Consider the following 18,369-nt stretch of genomic DNA (forward strand, 5'->3'; position numbering starts at 1 on the left):
GGGTCGCGGGTCAATGCATCGAGAGATGAACGTGGTTCGTGTGATCGGCGGCCGGGCTGCCGCTGCCGCTGTACGCCCGCCAGCCCGTGCCCGGGTGCCAGATCTGCCGGTACCAGATCACGTACAGCACGCCGAGCCGGTCCGCGTTGCGCACGTGCCAGGCGGCCAGACTGTCCCCGTACGCCTTGTCCCCGCCGGTGGCCGTGCGGTCCTCGAAGCCGTTCGTGGCGGCGGAGAAGTCACAGGCGCGGCCCTTCGGGTGCTCGCCCGACCCGCCGCTGCGGTAGCAGGAGACGTGCCGCTTGTATCCGGCGGCCTGGGTCTGCTTGAGCGCGTGCAGGGTGCGTGGCGTGATGCAGCCGGAGGTGGTCGGGTCGTTCACCGAGCACGACTCGCTCGGCCACGACCCGTCGGAGTTGCGTGGGGCCGGCGCCGCCGAGCTGGAGTTGCCGCCGCTGAACCCACTGCTGCTGCCCGAGCTGACCGACGCCAGGGCCGCCTCGGCCTCTTTCTTCTTCTTCGCCATCACCGCGACCTGCTTCTGCTGCTCGCGGACCTCGGCGTTGATCGCCAGCTTGGCCTGCCGGGCCTGCTCGCGGGCCTCGGTCAGCTCACGCACCCGGCGGCCGTCCCGCTGCGCCATCATGTCGAGGCTGGCGGCCCGCTGCACGAAGGCTTCCGGGGTGCCGCTGTCCAACAGCGCGGCGGCGGCGCTGAGCCGGCCGACCCGGTAGGACTGGGCCGCCACCTCGCCGACCAAGACGGTCAGCTCGGCCAGCCGACCCTCCACCTCGGCCAGTTCGGCACCGAGCTGCTGCTGCCGCTTCTTCGAGGTGTCCAGCTTCCGCTTGGCCTCGATGTGCGCCTTGGCGGTGGCCTCCAGGGCATCCCGCAGCTTCTTGCTACCGCCCTCGTTGGGTTCGGCGTACGCCGGCACGACACCTACGCCGAGCAGCAGCGCCACGGCGGCGAGCAGGGCGATCAGCGGCCGGTGCACCCGCCGCCGGTTGGGCATGGACCTGCGCACGAAAGCATCCTTCCGTCGGCCGCCGGCCCCCGGTGATCACACTGCGCGGCGGCAACCTCCACCGGCGCCGGTCGGCGGCCTGCTGGCGGAGACCGCGGGCCACGATACCGGAAGCACCCCCGCAAACCAGTGCCCCGACCCCCACACCCCATCGATTGTCAACACAACGTGACAACGACCTCACTCATTGACGAGGAGGGCCTGGTGGACCTCGGTCCAGACCTGGTCGTTGACGGCCACCAGGAGGCCGTGATCGGTGCCGGCCGGGTGGTAGTCCGTACCGTCGAACCGGCGCGCCACCCCACCTGCCGCCCGCACCAGCAGGGTGCCCGGGCCGTGGTCCCAGGGCAGGGTGCGCCAGAAGAGCACGAACTGCTGCCGACCGGTGAGCAGGTCGAGGTACTCCCGACCGGCGCAGTGCTGGCCCGGCAGCAACTGCCCGACCCGCGCCCCACCCGACTCGGCGCGGCGGCGCGCGGCCGGCGGCAGGAACTTGGTCATCGCGGCACCGCGCAGCTCGCCCACCGGCGGTGCCGTCGACGGCAGCCGCACCGGCCGACCGTCCAGGTACGTGCCCTCGCCAAGCTGGGCGGTGGCAAGCGTCCCGGCCAGCGGGTCGAACACCCAGGCGGCCACCGGCTCACCGTCGGTGTGCAGGGAGATCATCAGTGCGAACGGGCGGCGGCCCGCCGCGAAGTTCGCGGTGCCGTCGATCGGATCGACAAGCCACACGTCGCCCGCGCCAGCCAGGTGGCGCAGCAGCTCCGGATCGTCCGCCACCGCCTCCTCACCGACCACGACCGAGCCCGGCCGCAGCTGGCGCAATCCGGCCGCGATCACATCCTCGGCCTTGCGGTCGGCGACGGTGACCAGCTCACCGGGGGCCTTCTCGGTCACGTCGCCCGCACCGAGGTGACGGAAGGACGGCAGTACGACCCGGTCCGCAGTTTCCCGCAGCAGCCCGGCGACCTCGTCGAGCAGGGTGTCAGCCACGTGGCGGCAGCTTCACCACGCTGACGAAGAACTCGTCGATCTGCCGGACCACCGAGATGAACTGCTCGAAGTCCACCGGCTTGGTCACGTACGCGTTCGCGTGCAACTGGTAGCTGCGCAGAATGTCCTCGTCGGCCTGCGAAGTGGTGAGCACCACCACCGGGATCCGGCAGAGCTCGTCGTCCCGCTTGATCTCTTCGAGCACCTCCCGGCCGTCCCGGCGCGGCAGGTTCAGGTCGAGCAGGATCAGGTCCGGCAGCACCGCGTCCGCGTACTGGCCCTCGCGGCGCAGGTAGGCGAGCGCCTCGGCGCCGTCGGAGACGACGTTCAGCCGGTTGCGCAGCTTGTGCTCCTCGAAGGCCTCCTGGGTCATCAGCACATCACCCGGGTCGTCCTCGACCAACAGGACCTCGATCGGGCTGTTGCCGTCCGCCGGCGCAGTCATCCCACCGCCTCCTTCATGCCACCTGTGCCACCGCTGTCCGGCGTGCCACCGCCAGCGGATGCCTCGCCGCCCTGGCGCGCGGCGACAGCCACCGCACCGACCGTACCTTCGCTGGTCGAGCGGCTCTCACCGGCCGCTGCACCGTCGCCGCTGGGCGCATCGTCCGCCGCACCGTCGGTGCCGTCCCGCGCACCGTCGGTATCGGCGTCGGCGGCCGGACCGTCCGTTGCGCTGGCGGCCGTCGCGGCCTCGACGTCGGCGGGCAGCGCCGGCAGGGTGAACCGGATCGCGGTGCCCTCGGGTACGTCGGTGTCCACCCAGACCCGGCCACCGTGGTACTCCACGATCTTCTTCACGATGGCCAGCCCGATCCCGGTACCCGGGTAGGCGTCCTTGGCGTGCAACCGCTGGAAGATCACGAAAATCTTGTCGGCGAACTCCGGCTCGATCCCGATGCCGTTGTCCTGGCAGGTGATCTCCCACTCCTCGCCCACCAACCGGGCGGAGACGTGCACCTTCGGCGGCACGTCGGGCCGGCGGAACTTGACCGAGTTGCTGACCAGATTCACCAGCAGGTTCGTCAGCAGCGGTTCCTCGCCCCGGATCGTCGGCAGCTCGCCCCAGGTCAGCTCGGCGTCGGCGTACTGCCGGGCCGGCTCGGTCTGCTCGGCGACCTCCGCCATCAGCTGGTTGAGGTCGACATCGGTGAAGCCAGCGGTGATCCGGCCGATCCGGGAGAAGGCAAGCAGATCGTTGATCAACCGCTGCATCCGCTGCGCCCCGTCCACCGCGAAGGCGATGTACTGGTCGGCCCGCTCGTCGAGCCGGCCGGCGTAGCGGCGTTGCAGCAGCTGACAGAAGCTGGCCACCTTGCGCAGCGGCTCCTGAAGGTCGTGCGAGGCGACGTAGGCGAACTGCTCCAGGTCACGGTTGGACCGGGTCAGCTCCTCGGCCTGCTTCTGCAACTGGGAGTTCACCCACTCGATCCGCTCCCGCGCCTCGCGTACCTCGGCCAGATCCGCCGCGATCTTCTGGCGCATCGCGTCCACGTCCTCGCCGAGACGCTGGAACTCCGGCGGGCCGGCACCGGAGATCCGCTGACCGTAGTCGCCGGTGGCGACCTCGCGGACCTGCCCGGCCAGGGCGGTCAGCGGTCGCAGCACCATCCGGTCCAGCGAGAGCAGCAGCGCGATGCCGGCCAGCGCGACCACCAGACCGGCCACGACGAGCAGGACGACCAGGAGGTTCCCGGTCCGCTCGACGTCCCGGGCGGTGGCCTCCCGGGCGGTCAGGATCTCCTCCTGTAGCGCGGAGACCGTCGTCCGCAACTCGTCGAAGCGCTGCCGGCTCTCGTCGGTCAACAGCGCCTGCCCGGCAGCCGCGCCATTCGTGCTGGTGGCGTCGATCACCGGCTGGGCGACGGTGCGCCGCCACTCGTCCGCCTGCTGCTCGACGCTCAGCAGTTCCGCCTCGATGCCGGGATAGCTGCCGGACAGCTCCCGGATCTGCGCCGCGGTCGTCCGCTCCCGCGCCAGGCCCCGCTCGTACGGGGCGAGGTCCTCGCGGTCGGCGCTCACCGCGTAGCCGCGCATGCCGGTCTCCTGGTCGAGCAGCGCGCTGAGCATCTCCTCGCCCTGCACCCGCAGCGGGCCGACCTCCATCAGCAGCACGTCGGTGTACTCGCGGTTCTTGGTGGCCACGACCGCCTCGGCCACCGCGACGCTGAACAGCAGCGCGCCGACGATGCCGAGCAACGCCAGCACCCGACCGCGCAGCGTCCAGACCCTGGGGTTCATCGGCCACCGCCCCGGGTGACCAGCAGCATCGCCACATCGTCGGCGAACGGGCCGCCGTTGAGTTCCTCGGCCCGCCCGACCAGCCAGGCCGGCAGCTCGGGCAGCGGGACGCTCCGGCTGGCCGGTTCGTCGAGCAGGCGGGTCAGGCCGGGCACGTCGAGCCGCTCGTCACCGGCACCGATCCGACCCTCGATCACGCCGTCGGTGTACATCAGCAGGGACCAGTCATCGGTCTCGAACTCCAGATCGAAGGCGACGGGCCGGCGGGGTCGTACGCCGAGCAGCAGGCCACCCGGTGCCGGCACCGGAGCCACCCGGCCATTGGCGAGCAGGACCGGTGGTGGGTGGCCGGCCAGCCGTACGGTCGCCCGGTTGGCGTTCAGGTCCAGCCGGGTGGTCGCGACCGTGGCGAAGATCTCCCGGAGCCGGCGCTCACTCATCAGCACCTGTTCCAACGCGGGCAGCACCTCGTCGTCAGGGACCCCGGCGAGGACCAGGGCCCGCCAGGCCACCCGGAGCTCGACGCCGAGTGCCGCCTCGTCCACGCCGTGGCCGCAAACGTCGCCGACGATCAGGTCGACCCGGTCGGGACTGGTCTGCACCACGTCGTAGAAGTCCCCGCCGATAAGCGCGGCGTGTCGGCCCGGCCGGTAGAAGGTGTGCACCGCGATCTGCTCGGTGGACATCAACGGCTGGGGCAGCAGACCGCGCTCCAGGCGGGCCGACTCGGCCTGACGCAGCTCCACCTCGCGCAGCCGGCGGGCGTTCTCGTCGGCCCGCTTACGCTCCACCGCGTAGCGCAGCGCCCGGGTCAGCAACACGCCGTCAACCTGGCCCTTGACCAGGTAGTCCTGGGCCCCCTCGGCGACCGCGACGATGCCCAGGTGCTCGTCGGAGCGGCCGGTGAGCACGCAGACCGCAGCGCTGCCGGACATCTCCAGCACCTGCCGCAGGCCGTCCAGCCCCTGCGCGTCCGGCAAGCCGAGGTCGAGCAGGACGCAGTCCACGCCGGCGATCCGCTGGCGGGCCTCGCTCAGGCTGGTGGCGACCAGCAGCTCGATCCCCGAGTTCGTCTCGGCCAGCAGTTCACCGACGAGGAAGGCGTCACCCTCGTCGTCCTCGACCAGCAGCACCCGCAGCCGCTCACCCGGCGGCAGGTTCGGGTTACCGCCCAGGCCACCCTGGGGGTACGGCCACGACACGACGGAGGGACCGGTCATCCCGGTCCCCCGGTGTGGCCGGGTCACCGCCGCGACGGGCGGGAGATCGCTGCTGATGTCGGGCTCCTTCCGACTGTCCCGCTGATCCTGTATTAGACAACGTTCGCACACAACACGACGGGGTGCCCTGGCACAGCATGGTGGATGATGACCTACCCCTGGTCCCACCCCTCCGAGGAGCCACCCGTGGGCGCACCCCCCAGCCCCGCCACCAAGCGTGCCCGCACGCCCGCCGACCGAGCCCTCGCCCGGCCTCGCCGACGCCCCCTCGCCGCGCTGGTGGCGCTGGCGGCACTCGCCGCCATCGGCGCGGGTGTGCTGCTCGACCTGCGCCCGCCGGCACCCCGGCCGGCCGACGCCCCGGCCGAGGAGTTCAGCGCTCTGCGAGCGTACGCGCACGTCCAGCAGATCGCCGGACGGTCCCACGCCGCCGGCAGCCCGGCGAACGACGCGGTCCGGGCCCACCTGGAAACTGTGCTACGCGAGCTCGGGCTGGAGCCCGAGGTGCAGGACACCATCGCCGAGGAGGCCGGCCAGCTCAGCGGCGCGGCCGGCGGCGCCACCCTGGCCCGGGTCCGCAACCTGGTGACCCGGGTGCCCGGCACCGATCCCACCGGCACGGTGTTCCTGGTCGCGCACTACGACTCGGTGCAGAGCGGGCCGGGCGGTAACGACGACGGTGCCGGGGTGGGCACCATCCTGGAGGTGGCGCGGGCGCTGGCCGACGGTCCCCGCCTCCGCAACGACGTCGTACTGCTGCTCACCGACGCCGAGGAGGCCTGCCTCTGCGGCGCGTCGGCCTTCGCCACCGACCATCCACTCGCCGCCGGCAAGGGCGTGGTGCTCAACCTGGAGGCGCGGGGGCGTACCGGGCCGGTGATCATGTTCGAGACGTCGCCGCAGAACGCGGCGCTCGTCGACGTCTTCGGCCGGGCCGCACCGCACCCGGTGGGCACCTCGTTCGCGGTGGAGGTCTACCGCGCACTGCCCAACGACACCGACTTCACCGCCTTCCTGGACGCCGGCTTCGTCGGGCTCAACTCGGCGTACCTCGACGGTGGGGCGATCTACCACACCCCGCTGGACACCCCGGAATCGATGGACCGGGCCAGCCTCCAGCACCACGGCGAGAACGCGCTGGGCCTGGTACGCGAGTTCGGCCGGATCGAGCTGGACAGCCTGCGCGCCGGGCACGACGCCACCTACTTCCCGCTCCCCGGTGGCCTGGCCCGCTACCCCGGCACCCTGGTGCTGCCGTTGGCGCTGCTGGCGCTGGCCGGTGTGGTCCTGCTCGGCTGGTTGGCGTGGCATCGAGGTCGGGCGAGCGCCGGCCGGCTGGTCGCCGGCTTCGTGCTGACCCTGGTGCCGATCGTGGTGGCGCCGCTCGGCGCGCAGCTGCTCTGGTGGGTGATCACCGCCATCCGGCCGGGCTACGCGGAACTGCTCGACCCGTACCGGCCCACCTGGTACCGGCTGGCCGTGCTGGCGATCGCCGCCGCAGTGCTGTTCGCCTGGTACGCGCTTACCCGCCGGTCGATCGGTCCGGCCGCGCTGGCCATCGGTGGGCTGGGCTGGCTCGCGCTGTTCGGCGTACTGCTGGCGGTTCTGATGCCCGGCGGGGCGTACCTGGCGACCCTGCCGGCGCTGGCCGGCGCGCTGGCCGGGCTGGCGGCGGTGGCCAGCCGCCTCGACGGCCCGGTGCCGGTGATCGCGGTGACCGCCGCCGCCGCGGTGGCGGTGGTCGTGCTGCTGCCGACAGTGGTGCTGCTCTTCCCGGCGCTGGGCATGGCGATGGGCGGCGTCGCGGCGCTCTTCGCGGTACTGCTCGGTCTGGCCGCGCTGCCGGTGGTCGACCTGCTGCACCCGCAGGCCGGCGGCCAACGGGGCATGCTGGCGCTGCGGGCCCGCCGGCTCGGCGTGCTGCCGGCCGGCGCCGCCGCGCTGGCGGTGGTGGTGTGCGCCGGGGTCGGCCTCGCCGTCGACCGGCTGGACGCCGCGCATCCCGCGCCCACCCACCTGATGTACGCGCTGGACACCGACACCGGCCAGGCCCGCTGGCTCAGCCGCGAGTCCGCGCCACAGCCCTGGACCGACGGGTACGTCGACGGGCCGGTCTCCGTCGCCGACGAGTTCCCCGGCATCGGCCCCACCGACCTGCTGGGCGGCCCGGCACCCGCCGCCGACCTACCCGCGCCCCGGCTGGACGTGCTTGCCGACACCACCACGGCCGGCGAGCGCACGCTGCGGCTCCGGCTCACCCCGCAACGCCAGGTACGCCTGGTCACCCTGCACGTCGACACGACCACCGCGACGGTACGCGGCGCTCAGGTGGCCGGCCGGCCGGTGCCGATCGAGGAACGCTCCGGGCGGTGGGGCTTCGGCCTGGTCTTCCACGCCCCGCCACCCGAGGGAGTCGAGATCACGCTGACCGTCGAACCGAAGGCGGAACGGATCGAGCTACGCGCGATGGACGCCAGCGACGGCCTGGCCGACCTGCCCGGCTTCCGCCCTCGCCCACCCGGCGTAGGCATCGCCGGCTCACACACCTCCGAAATGCTCGCCATAGCCCGTACCCACCCCCTCTAACCCCCACCCTCTAACCCCCACCCCCACCCCACCTCCGCGCTTGCCGATCTTGCACTTTCTGTCGCGACAAATGCCTCCCTACCGGGGCATACCAGTGACCAAAAGTGCAAGATCGGCGGGGTTTCGGGGTGGGTTGAGGGTGAGGGTGAGGGTGGGGGTGGGGTGGGGTGGGAGGGGTGGGGTTATTTCCAGCGGAAGTGGACGAAGAGGCGACCGAAGTTCTTGGAGTCCTTCTCGACCCGGTGGTAGAGCTGTTTGACGTCCTTCTGGTCCAGGAAGCGCAGCACGCGCTTCTTGAGCTGGCCGGAGCCCTTGCCGGGGATGATCTCGACGAGGGTGGCCTTCTTCGCCACCGCCTCGTCCATGATCCCGCGCAGCGCCCGGTCGATGTCGTGGCCCTTGTTGAAGATGTCGTGCAGGTCCAGCTTCAGCTTCATGCCATGTCCACCGTCCGGTCGGCTGCCATGCGGCCATGGTAGGCAGGTGAGTCGCCGCCCTCCGAGGACGCCGAAGGGCAGCCCTGTCGGGCTGCCCCTTCGGCTCGTTCCGGGTACGTCGCCAGCCCACCGTCGGCTGGTTCGGCGTCCCGCCTCAGCGACCGCCGCCGACGCGGGTCTCCACCCGACGCAGGGCGGTCGTGTAGTCGTTGTTCGTGGCGTGCATCGCCGCCGCGATGCGCAGGTGACGCAGGGCCTCGTTGTGCCGGTTCAGCCGCTCCAGCGTCCGGCCCAGCACGTGGTGGGCGTAGTGGTCGCTGGGGTTGCGGTCCACCAACTCCCGCAACTGCTCCTCAGCCCGGGTGAGCTGGGCCGACTGGAAGTACGCGCGAGCCAGCAGCTGACGCACGGCGGAGTTGTCGGGCTCGGCCGCGACGATCGGTTCGAGCAGTCGGGCCGCGCTGCTCGGGTCTCCGGACTCGAAGAACAGAGTCGCCCGCCGGTACTCGGCCAGAAGATCCATTCCGTCCACCCCCTCCGTATCGCACCACTCAACCGACGCTGGCACAACACCGGCGGTACCGCGACTGTTCCCGGGCGCTTCTGCGGCCCGACCCGGCTTCCGCCGTGCGGCGGCCCGGCTTCGGTCGTGCGGCGGCCCGGCTTCGGTCGTGCGGCGGCCCGGCTTCGGTCGTGCGGCGGCGGCTCGGCTGTAAGAGAACGGCGGCTCGGCTGCTCGGCTGTTAAGAAGGGGCCCTTCCTCTACCGCAGGCGTTAAGAAGGGGCCCTTCCTTACACGGCGGCGAGGTCCCAGGCGCGGACGCCGCCGACGATGCCGGCGCTGTTGGGGACCACCACGACGTCGTCGCCCATCCGGGCGAGCTGCTCGGGGCGGATCAAGCGGGAGTTGCCGCCACCCAGGTAGAGCCGGTCCCAACGGAACACCGGACGCAGCCCGTCGACCACCTGCCGGATCCGGCGGGACCAGAATGCGTCGCCCAGCCGGCGGCGTTCCGGCTCGCCCACGTACGTGTCGTAGGTGGTGCCCCAGCGGACCGGGGCGTGCGACAGCTCCAGGTGCGGAGCGAGCACGCCACCGTCGAAGAGTGCGCTGCCCAGCCCGGTGCCGAGCGTCAACACCAGTTCGCAGCCGGTGCCCGCGACCACCCCGGCGCCGTGCACTTCGGCATCGTTGAGCACAAGTGTGGGCAGGCCGAACGCGGCGGCGAGAGCACTACGGGCGTCGTAGCCCGACCACTTGGCGAGCAGCCCTGGATCCACCCGGCTGCGGGGACCGGAGCGGGTCACGTAATGCGGGGTGGCGACCACCACGCCGTGCCGGATCATGCCCGGCATCCCGACCGTCACCCGGTCCGCCGCCGGCAACCGGCCACCCAGCTCCAGCAGGGTCTTCACGAACAGCTCCGGCGGCAGGGGGTACGGCGTGGGCACCCGCAGCGGTTGGGCCCGCATGGTGCCCGCCCCGTCCAGGACGGACGCCTTGATCCCGCCGCCCCCGCAGTCGATCGCCAGAGTGGTCTGCACGACGGTGAGTCTGCCTCGTGATCCCTGCGCAGGCACGGCAGGCCACCGCAACCACTCCGACAGGCGCGCCGCCACCGCCGGGAATAACCGGCGGACCGCGAACGCGGCGGCGGGTAGGCTCGCCTGCTTGTGAGCGCCACGTTGATCGCCAAGAACCTTGCCGCGGGGCACGGTGACCGGAGCCTGTTCACCGGGCTGGACCTGGTGGTCGCGCCCGGCGACGTGGTCGGCCTGGTCGGGCCGAACGGGGCGGGCAAGTCGACGCTGCTGCGTACCCTCGCCGGGTTGCTCCCGATCGAGACCGGCAACGTCACGGTGAGCCCGCCCACCGCGAGCATCGGGCACCTGCCGCAGGAGCCGGAGCGGCGTCCCGGCGAGACGATCCGGGCCTTCCTGCACCGGCGGACCGGGGTGGCCGACGCGCAGGCCACCCTGGACGCGGCGACCGAGGCGCTGACCGCCGGGGTGACCGGCGCGGACGACGCCTACTCCGGCGCGTTGGAGAGCTGGCTCGGTCTGGGTGGCGCCGATCTCGACGAGCGGGCCGGGGAGGTGGCCGCCGAGCTGGGCCTCGCCGTCGACCTCGACCAGGAGATGGTCGGGCTCTCCGGCGGCCAGGCCGCCCGCGCCGGGCTGGCCTCCCTGCTGCTCAGCCGGTACGACATCTTCCTGCTCGACGAGCCCACAAACGACCTGGACCTGGCCGGCCTGGATCGGCTCGAACGCTTCGTGACCGGGCTGCGCGCCGGCACCGTACTTGTCAGCCACGACCGCGAGTTCCTGGCCCGCACGGTGACCCGGGTGCTGGAACTGGACCTGCACCAGCAGCAGGTCAACCACTTCGGTGGGGGCTACGGCGCGTATCTGGAGGAGCGGGAGGTGGCCCGCCGCCAGGCACGCGCGGAATTCGAGGAGTACGCCGAGACGAAGGCCGGTCTGGAAGCTCGCGCCCGGACCCAGCGCGGCTGGCTGGAGAAGGGGGTCCGTAACGCCCGCCGCAAGGCGACCGACAACGACAAGATCGGCCGCAAGTTCCGCGCCGAGTCGACCGAGAAGCAGGCCGCCAAGGCCCGCCAGACCGAGCGGCTGATCGAGCGGCTGGAGGTCGTCGAGGAGCCGCGCAAGGAGTGGGAGCTGCGGATGGAGATCGGTGCCGCGCCCCGCGCCGGCGCCGTCGTGGCCACCCTTCGCGACGCCGTGGTACGCCGGGGCGACTTCACCCTCGGGCCGGTCAACTTCCAGCTCGACTGGGCCGATCGGGTGGCGGTGACCGGGGCGAACGGGTCCGGCAAGTCGACCCTGCTGGGTGCCCTGCTCGGCCGGCTGCCACTTGACGCGGGTCAGGCCACGCTCGGCGCTGCGGTGGTGGTCGGCGAGGTGGACCAGGCTCGCGGGCACTTTCTCGGGGACGCGCCGCTGCTCGACGCCTTCCGGGTCGCCGTACCGGACCTGTCGCCCGCGGACGTGCGTACGCTGCTGGCCAAGTTCAACCTGCGCGCCCAGCACGTGCTGCGGCCGGCGGCGACGCTCTCGCCCGGCGAGCGGACCCGGGCCGCGCTGGCGCTGTTGCAGGGGCGCGGGGTGAACCTGCTGGTGCTGGACGAGCCGACAAACCACCTCGACCTGCCGGCCATCGAGCAGCTGGAGTCGGCGCTGGCCAGCTATCCGGGCACGCTGCTGTTGGTGACCCACGACCGGCGGATGCTCGACGCGGTACAGGTCAACCGCCGGCTGCGGGTGGCGGCCGGGCAGATCAGCGAATGTTAATAGGGGGCCCTTCCGCTACCTCAGGCGTTAACAAGGGGCCCTTCCTTGCCCGCATAGCGGGCGCTGATTCGGGTAACGGCGGGGCCGGAGGTGGCCGGTATGGTCGGGTTTGCAACTACTCCGCCCTCCGCCGAGCGGCTGCGGGCGGTGGACGGGTTCCTCGCTGAAGCGTGGACGGACCAGGTTCGACACGACGACCGGCTGCGTCCGCTGGCGGTCGAGGTCAGGTTCGACCGGGGCGTCGCCCACCTGACCGGTGAGGTGGACGAGCCGGCACAGTTGCGACTGGTCCGCGAGCACCTGGGGCGACTGGCGGGCGTCTTCGGCGTCTGGTGCCGGGTGCGGGTCGGCGGGCGCGACCCGGTGGTGATCGATCTCGGCTGTGGTGCCACCAAACAGTGGCCGGGCAACCTCGGGTTGGACATCTTCCCCGCACCGGGGGTGGATGCGGTGGCCGACCTGTCCGGTTCCCTGCCGCTCGCCGACGACTCGGTGGACGTACTGTTCGCGGTGCACATCCTGGAGCACCTGATCGATTTCCTGCCGCTGCTCGACGAGTGCCACCGGGTGCTCCGGCCCGGCGGCGTACTGCACGTGATGAGCCCCTGGTGGGGCCATGTCAACGCGGTCGCCGACCCGACCCATGTCCGGCTGCTGGACGTGCAGACCATCAAGGGCGTCTGCGTGATGCGGCCACCAGGCACGCCACGCTGGTATCCGCTGCACGCCGGCAGCGACGGCGCTTCGATCTTCGCCGACCTCACCCCCCTCGGCCCGGACGACGCCGCCCCCTCCCCCACCCACCTCGCCCGCTTCTTCGCCTGACCCGGTGCAAGGAAGGGCCCCCTGTTAACGCCTAGCGTTGTACAGGGGCCCCTTCTTAACTCCTGGACCCGATGCGTCACTCCTGGACCTGATGCGTCCAGGGGTTTTCGTCTGTTTCAGCACCGGTCATCAATATTTCGTGCTGGTTACACCCAGCGGCTGCGACATTGATCGAGACTGATGGCACTCCGGTGACTCACCGGTAACTTCCCCACCGCTCACCCCTGCGGAGGTACCACCGTGCCCAGACGCCTCGTCACCCTCCTCGCTTCCGGCGTACTCGCGCTGCTCACCGCCCTCGCCGCCGCCGCCCCCGCCGCGGCGGCCGTCACCCCCCAGCAGAAGCTGTCCGTGCTGTCCAGTTGGACCCAGACCAGCGCCAGCAGCTTCAACGCCTGGAACTCGGCCCGGCAGAACCGGGCGCCATGGGCGGAGTACAACTTCGACTGGTCCACCGACTACTGCTCGTCGAGCCCGGACAACCCACTCGGGTTCAGCTTCTCCACCTCCTGCGCCCGGCACGACTTCGGTTACCGCAACTACAAGGCGGTCGGCCAGTTCAGCGCCAACAAGTCCCGTCTGGACAGTGCGTTCTACGAGGACCTGAAGCGGGTCTGCGCCACCTACAACGCCGTCGTCCGGCCGGCGTGCCTCAGCCTGGCCTGGACCTACTACCAGGCAGTCTCCGTCTTCGGCTCGGTCGCCGCCGTTTCGCAGTCCGACATCGACCGGGCCGCCCGGATGAAGGCCGACGCCGAACACCGGGCCCGTTCCTGACCGCTACCCGGCCCGTACGCCCGGCCAGCTCAGCCGGGCGTACGGCCCGTACGCCCGGCCAGCTCAGCCGGGCGTACGGCGCGGCACCCGGCCAGCTCAGCCGGGCGTACGGCGCGGCACCCGGCCAGCTCAGCCGGGCGTACGGCGCGGCACCCGGCCGGCATTTTGGGTCAGGAGTGACCGGAGTGGCGGTCGGCGATGGCGGTCGGCTGGCGCGGCACCGTGCCGCCGGCCCGGCTCGCGAACCGGGCCGAGTCGGCGGCCAGGTCGGGATGCTCGACGCCGAGCGCCAGCGCGACGGCTTCGTCAAGCCCCAACTCGGCGCCCTCGCCGTACGCCTGGTCGAACGCGGCGTCGCCAAGCACCCGGCGCAGCGCCGTCTGCTGCTCGGCCCAATAGCCCTCGTAGATGCCGGAGGCCGAGCGTAGCCCCGCCCGGGTCGCCTGCGCCGCACCGAAGAGCCGAGCTGCGGTCAGCGTCTCGCCCCCGGCGGCACACCGCACCGCGATCGCGTTCAACGTGTCGCAGGCCCGCCCGTGGAAGCCGTGGTTCATCCGCGAACGCAACGCCGCCAGCAGATGCTCGTGCGCCGCAACCAGGTCACCTCGGGCCAGCGCGACCATGCCGAGCAGCATGTCCACCGACCGGCGGCCCCGGTCGACCGGCCGGGCCGCCTCGACCGGCCGGGCCGCCCCGAGCAGTTCCGCCGCCTCGTCCAACGCGCCGCGCCGCCACAGCAGCTCGGCCAGCCGGAGCACGGCGAAGAGCGCCTCGGCCCCGACGCCCTGGGCGTGTGCCCAGTCGATGACCTCCCGGCAGACCCGCTCGGCCTCGGCGACCTGTCCCATGTCGACAAGCGGTGCCGCGCGCCCGGCGAGCACCCGGGCCAGCAGCCCGGCGTCGCCGGCCTGGCGGGCCGCCGCCTCCGCCCGCTGCGAGTACCGCAGCTCCTCGGCGAACTCGCCGTCCGCCCCGGCGTGCAGGGAATGCATGTGGTACGCCGCCGCCAGTTCCCCCTCCGGAATGGCCTCGCCGGTCTCGGCGACCCGGCCGTAGAGCCGGAACAGCCAGAGCCGTCCCTCCCGGGCCAGCCCGCGCTCCCGCCACCATTGGTCCAGCCCGCCGGCCAGCCGCAGGCCGGTGCGGGCGCTACCGCCCGTGGCACACCAGCGCAGGGCGGCGCGCAGCTCACCGGCGAGTGGGTCGAGCGCGTACAGCGAGAGGGTCACCGGTTGCCCGTTCGGGCCGAGGTGCGCCCGTTCCAGGGCATGCTTCGACCACGCCACGTGCCGGTTGCGGGCCGCTCTCTCCTCACCGGCCTCCGCCAGCCGGCGGGCCGCGTACGCCCGGATCGGGTCGAGCATCCGGTAGGTGCAGCCCGCCACGTGCGGCTCTGCCACCACCAGGGACTTGTCCACCAGTACGGAAAGCGGGTCCAGTGGATCGTCACCGAGCAACCACTCCACGGTCGGCAGTTCGACCGGCCCGGCGAAGACCGCCAACCAGCGCAGCAGCCGCGCGGCACGTGGTCCGAGCGTCCGGTACGACCAGGTCACGGTCGCCTGCATGGTCAGGTGCCGCTCGACCGCCGACCGAGCCCCTGCCCGGCTCGCCGGAACCGGTGCGGTGGCCGGAACGCTCGCCGACACCGGGTCGGTGTCCCGCTCGCCGGCCTGCCCCGGATCGACCGGCGGCTCCGGGGCCTCCCGCCCGGCGTCGAGGGTGCCGAGTACGTCGTCGAGGCGTTCGGCGAGTTGCCCGACCGAGAGCACCCGCAGGCGGGCAGCGGCCAACTCGATGGCCAGCGGCAGGCCGTCCAGTCGGCGTACCACCCGGCGCAGGTCCGCCGACTCGGCCGGATCGGGCTCCCGGCCGCCCCGGGCGGCGGTGGTGCGGTCCAGCAGCAGCGCGACCGCGTCGCTCTCCGTGCCGTCGGCTGGCGGGTCGACCGACAGCGGCGGGATCCGCCACACCACCTCACCGGGCAGGGCCAGGGGTTCCCGGGTGGTCGCCAGCACCCGGACACCACCTCCACCGGCGAGCAGCCGGGAGACCACCTCGGCGCAGGCTGCCGGCTGCGCGTCGCAGGTGTCGAGCACGATCAGCATCCGGCGGGCCGCCGCGTACTCCACAAGCGTGTCGACCATCGGGCGGCCCGGCTCGGGCCGTAGCCCGAGCACGGCGGCGATCGCGAAGGCCACCAGCCCGGGGTCGGTGACCGTGGCGATGTCCACGAACCACACACCGTCCGGGTACTGCTCGACCAGGTCGGTGGCGAGTTCGACGGCCAGTCGGGTCTTGCCGCCCCCGCCGGCACCGAGCACGGTGACCAGCCGGTGCCCGGCGACGAGTTGCCGCAACTCGACGCGCTCGGTCTGCCGGCCGACGAACGAGGTGACCTGGATCGGCAGGTTGTGCGCCACCGCGTCGGCGGTACGCGGCCGGGGGAACTGCCGTTCCAGGCCGGGCGCGACGAGTTGGAAGAGTCGTTCCCGGTCATCGAAGCCACGCAACCGGTGCAGACCGAGGTCGAGCAGGGACGCGCCGGCCGGCAACGGTTCGGCGCGCCGTGCCGTCGCGGCGGAGCAGAGCACCTGGCCGCCGTGCGCGGCAGCGGCCACCCGCGCGGCCCGGTGCACCTCGGGGCTGGCGTACTCGCCGTCGCGCGGCTCCGCCCAGCCGGTGTGCAGGCCCATCCGCACCCGAGGTGCCGCCTCCGGGGTGGGCCACTCGTGGTCCGCGAGCGCACGCTGTGCGGACAGGCAGGCGGTCAACGCGGCACCGGCGTCACCGAAGGCCAGGAAGAACGAGTCGCCCTCGGTGAGCAACTCCGCGCCCTCGGTCGCCGCGATCGTCCGGCGCAGGAGGCGCCGGTGTTCCGCGAGCACCGGCCGATAGCCCGGACCGAGCAGTTGCGCCAACCGGGTGGAGCCTTCGATGTCGGTGAAGACGAACGTCACCCAGCCGGTCGGGAGGTGGATCCGTGCCGACATGCGTGGAACCTCCCCCCTGGCCTCAACTTGATACTTCCCGAAACCAGATCGTCACGCATCGTGAAAACGGCCGGTCGAGGCTCCGCCCCAAGGTGCCATCGGGACCGGCGTCCGGGCAAGACACCGCCTCACCCGGCCGACCGCGCCCGGATCACCTCAACAGCCGCACCCACCGCCGCAGCAGCCACCACCGGTGGGTGCCGGCGCGCCACCGCCGACGCTGCCACCACGCCCGGTCACCGCGACCGTGGACAGCAGTTTCACCGTGTCGGCGTGCCCCTGTGGACAGGACGCCGGTTCGCCGGCCCGGGCCATGGGGCGGTTGACCTCGAAAGTGTCGCCGCAGGCGCGGCAACGGAACTCGTACCGGGGCATGGCATCAGGGTACGACCGGACCTGACGCTGGTGGACAGATGGGTGATACTCGACGGGTGGCAGACGGCGAAGAAGGTAGGACCCCTCGGCCCCTCCGGCCGGCGACGCCGCGCGCCGAGGCCGTTACCGACGGGCCGGCGACCAGGCTGCCGCGGCCCCGCCGCCCCTGGCTGAGATCCGCCAAGACCGACGACCAGCCCACCGCCAAGACCGACGCGCCGCCCACCGCAGCGACCGGCGAGAAATCCGCCGCCGAGGCCGGCGAAAAGCCCGCCACCACGACCGTCGAGAAACCCGCCGCCGAGGCCGGCGACAAGCCCGCCGTCGAGGCCGGTAAGCAACCCGCCACCGAGGCCGGTAAGCAACCCGCCACCGAGGCCGGCGACAAGCCCGCCGTCGAGGCCGGTAAGCAACCCGCCGTCGAGGCCGGTGAGAAGCGCGCCGTCGAGCCCGGCGATAAGCCGGGCACCGCAGTTGGCGAGGCGGACGAGAAAGCCGGCGCGGAAGGTGGCGAGCAGTCCGCCGTCCAGGCTGAGGTCCCGGCCGTCGCTGCCGACGGCGAGCGGGGCGAGTCCACGCCGGACGCCGGTCGACCGGGAGCCCGGCGTCGCCGGGTGCGCTTCGCACACGCCGTGCACCTGCCCGGACCGCGCGCCGCGGCTCGGGCGACGCGCGCCTGGTCCCGGCGGCCCGCCGGCCGACTGACCCTGCCGGGGTGTTCCTGCTCGCGCTGGTGGCGCTGACCGCGACCGCTGGTGCGCTGCTGGTGCCGGCCACCCTGGCGCGTCCCGGTCGGACGCGGCCGACGCCACCGTCAGCGAGTCCGGGACACCCGGCGACCTGCCGCCCTCCGTCGAGGTGCCGCCGCCCGGTGCCGTGCCGCCCGCGCCCGGAGACCTGCCGGGCACGACCGGATCACTGCCGCCGGGCACGACACCGTCCCTGGGCGCGATTGCTCCGGCCGCGCCGGGCGGGCGGCCCTCCGATGCGCTGGCCGGCTGGGCTCAGCAGGTCGGCGCCAAGGTCGGTATCGACCCGATCGCCATGCAGGCGTACGGCTACGCCGAGCTGGTACTCGCGCAAACCCAGCGGAGCTGCGGCCTGAGCTGGACCACCCTGGCGGCGATCGGCTTCGTGGAGTCGGGCCACGGGCAGGCCAACAACGCCCGGCTGGGCCCGGACGGTCGGGCGACTCCAGAAATCATCGGCCTGCCGCTTGACGGGCAGGGCGGCCGGATGCGGATCGCCGACACCGATCGAGGTGAGCTGGACCGGGACACCACCTACGACCGGGCGATCGGGCCGATGCAGTTCATCCCGACCACCTGGCAGGAGATCGGCGCCGACGCGGACAACGACGGTCGCAAGGACCCGCACAACATCCACGACGCCGCCCTCGCCGCCGGCATGTACCTCTGCAAGGGCGGTCGAAACCTCACCATTCCGGGTGACTGGTGGAACGCCATCCTGTCGTACAACGATGTCCGCAGGTACGCCCAGGACGTCTTCAACACCGCCAATCGGTACGGACAGGCCAGTCGCACCTGAAGTGATCGTCCGCATACATTGGAGAACTGGACACT

14 protein-coding genes and 1 pseudogene are annotated in these 18,369 nt (G+C 72.4%); 5 read left to right on the forward strand and 10 right to left on the reverse strand.

The features are described 5' to 3' along the window. Positions 1-10 precede the first annotated feature (10 nt). The 5 genes from QQG74_RS28595 to QQG74_RS28615 form a co-directional block, all read right to left on the reverse strand. Positions 11-1,015, reverse strand: a complete 1,005-nt coding sequence (locus QQG74_RS28595) for a hypothetical protein (protein WP_341721422.1) — start codon at positions 1,013-1,015, stop codon at positions 11-13. A gap of 192 nt (positions 1,016-1,207) precedes the next feature. Next, positions 1,208-2,020 (reverse strand): inositol monophosphatase family protein, encoded by an 813-nt coding sequence (locus QQG74_RS28600; RefSeq protein WP_341717753.1) that lies wholly within the window; start codon positions 2,018-2,020, stop codon positions 1,208-1,210. Continuing rightward, a complete protein-coding gene (locus QQG74_RS28605; protein ID WP_341717754.1) occupies positions 2,013-2,465 on the reverse strand; it encodes a response regulator in 453 nt (150 codons plus the stop codon). Before QQG74_RS28605 ends, QQG74_RS28600 begins: the two co-directional genes overlap by 8 nt. Further along, positions 2,462-4,261 carry an ATP-binding protein gene (locus QQG74_RS28610; protein WP_341717755.1) on the reverse strand — a complete coding sequence of 600 codons (1,800 nt, stop codon included), beginning with the start codon at positions 4,259-4,261 and terminating at the stop codon, positions 2,462-2,464. Before QQG74_RS28610 ends, QQG74_RS28605 begins: the two co-directional genes overlap by 4 nt. After that, positions 4,258-5,508 (reverse strand): fused response regulator/phosphatase, encoded by a 1,251-nt coding sequence (locus tag QQG74_RS28615; RefSeq protein WP_341717756.1) that lies wholly within the window; start codon positions 5,506-5,508, stop codon positions 4,258-4,260. The genes QQG74_RS28610 and QQG74_RS28615 overlap by 4 nt, the downstream gene beginning before the upstream one ends. A 159-nt stretch (positions 5,509-5,667) precedes the next feature. Here QQG74_RS28615 and QQG74_RS28620 point away from each other — a divergent pair, with 159 nt between their 5' ends. Beyond that, positions 5,668-8,067 (forward strand): M28 family peptidase, encoded by a 2,400-nt coding sequence (locus tag QQG74_RS28620; RefSeq protein WP_341717757.1) that lies wholly within the window; start codon positions 5,668-5,670, stop codon positions 8,065-8,067. A gap of 182 nt (positions 8,068-8,249) precedes the next feature. On the opposite strand, the gene QQG74_RS28625 is transcribed toward QQG74_RS28620, so the two are convergent. The 3 genes from QQG74_RS28625 to QQG74_RS28635 form a co-directional block, all read right to left on the reverse strand. Further along, positions 8,250-8,504 (reverse strand): Smr/MutS family protein, encoded by a 255-nt coding sequence (locus tag QQG74_RS28625; protein WP_013736060.1) that lies wholly within the window; start codon positions 8,502-8,504, stop codon positions 8,250-8,252. A 154-nt stretch (positions 8,505-8,658) separates the two neighbouring features. Then, complete coding sequence (locus QQG74_RS28630; RefSeq protein ID WP_341717758.1) at positions 8,659-9,027, reverse strand: tetratricopeptide repeat protein; 369 nt, start codon at positions 9,025-9,027, stop codon at positions 8,659-8,661. A gap of 269 nt (positions 9,028-9,296) precedes the next feature. Next, a complete protein-coding gene (locus tag QQG74_RS28635; RefSeq protein WP_341717759.1) occupies positions 9,297-10,049 on the reverse strand; it encodes an ROK family protein in 753 nt (250 codons plus the stop codon). Between the two features lie 129 nt (positions 10,050-10,178). On the opposite strand from QQG74_RS28635, the gene QQG74_RS28640 reads away from it, so the two are divergent. From QQG74_RS28640 to QQG74_RS28650, 3 genes are all read left to right on the forward strand, one after another. After that, on the forward strand, positions 10,179-11,816 hold the full coding sequence (locus QQG74_RS28640) for an ABC-F family ATP-binding cassette domain-containing protein (protein WP_341717760.1): 1,638 nt from the start codon (positions 10,179-10,181) through the stop codon (positions 11,814-11,816). Positions 11,817-11,915: 99 nt separating this feature from the next. Further along, the gene (locus QQG74_RS28645; RefSeq protein ID WP_341717761.1) at positions 11,916-12,641 is read left to right on the forward strand and encodes a methyltransferase domain-containing protein; all 726 of its coding nucleotides are present in this window, start codon (positions 11,916-11,918) and stop codon (positions 12,639-12,641) included. Between the two features lie 240 nt (positions 12,642-12,881). Then, positions 12,882-13,418: a phospholipase gene (locus QQG74_RS28650; RefSeq protein ID WP_341717762.1), complete on the forward strand. Its 537-nt coding sequence runs from the start codon at positions 12,882-12,884 to the stop codon at positions 13,416-13,418. Positions 13,419-13,588: 170 nt separating this feature from the next. Here QQG74_RS28650 and QQG74_RS28655 read toward each other — a convergent pair whose 3' ends face one another. Both QQG74_RS28655 and QQG74_RS28660 read right to left on the reverse strand, forming a co-directional pair. Beyond that, the gene (locus QQG74_RS28655; protein WP_341717763.1) at positions 13,589-16,411 is read right to left on the reverse strand and encodes an adenylate/guanylate cyclase domain-containing protein; all 2,823 of its coding nucleotides are present in this window, start codon (positions 16,409-16,411) and stop codon (positions 13,589-13,591) included. A gap of 156 nt (positions 16,412-16,567) precedes the next feature. After that, a complete protein-coding gene (locus QQG74_RS28660; protein ID WP_341717764.1) occupies positions 16,568-16,786 on the reverse strand; it encodes a zinc ribbon domain-containing protein in 219 nt (72 codons plus the stop codon). A gap of 599 nt (positions 16,787-17,385) precedes the next feature. Between QQG74_RS28660 and QQG74_RS28665 the strand changes: the two are divergent. After that, positions 17,386-18,334, forward strand: a pseudogene (locus QQG74_RS28665) (lytic transglycosylase domain-containing protein); the annotation flags it as partial. Positions 18,335-18,369: the final 35 nt, after the last annotated feature.

The sequence above is a fragment of the Micromonospora sp. FIMYZ51 genome (assembly GCF_038246755.1).
Taxonomy (GTDB): Bacteria; Actinomycetota; Actinomycetes; order Mycobacteriales; family Micromonosporaceae; genus Micromonospora.

What these genes read in the sequence shown, in the direction of transcription:
- QQG74_RS28595 (WP_341721422.1), bottom strand. Translation starts at nt 1,015, where the DNA reads ATGCCCAACCGGCGGCGGGTGCACCGGCCGCTGATCGCCCTGCTCGCC.
- QQG74_RS28605 (WP_341717754.1), bottom strand. Translation starts at nt 2,465, where the DNA reads ATGACTGCGCCGGCGGACGGCAACAGCCCGATCGAGGTCCTGTTGGTC.
- QQG74_RS28610 (WP_341717755.1), bottom strand. Translation starts at nt 4,261, where the DNA reads ATGAACCCCAGGGTCTGGACGCTGCGCGGTCGGGTGCTGGCGTTGCTC.
- QQG74_RS28625 (WP_013736060.1), bottom strand. Translation starts at nt 8,504, where the DNA reads ATGAAGCTGAAGCTGGACCTGCACGACATCTTCAACAAGGGCCACGAC.
- QQG74_RS28630 (WP_341717758.1), bottom strand. Translation starts at nt 9,027, where the DNA reads ATGGATCTTCTGGCCGAGTACCGGCGGGCGACTCTGTTCTTCGAGTCC.
- QQG74_RS28645 (WP_341717761.1), top strand. Translation starts at nt 11,916, where the DNA reads ATGGTCGGGTTTGCAACTACTCCGCCCTCCGCCGAGCGGCTGCGGGCG.
- QQG74_RS28655 (WP_341717763.1), bottom strand. Translation starts at nt 16,411, where the DNA reads ATGTCGGCACGGATCCACCTCCCGACCGGCTGGGTGACGTTCGTCTTC.
- QQG74_RS28660 (WP_341717764.1), bottom strand. Translation starts at nt 16,786, where the DNA reads ATGCCCCGGTACGAGTTCCGTTGCCGCGCCTGCGGCGACACTTTCGAG.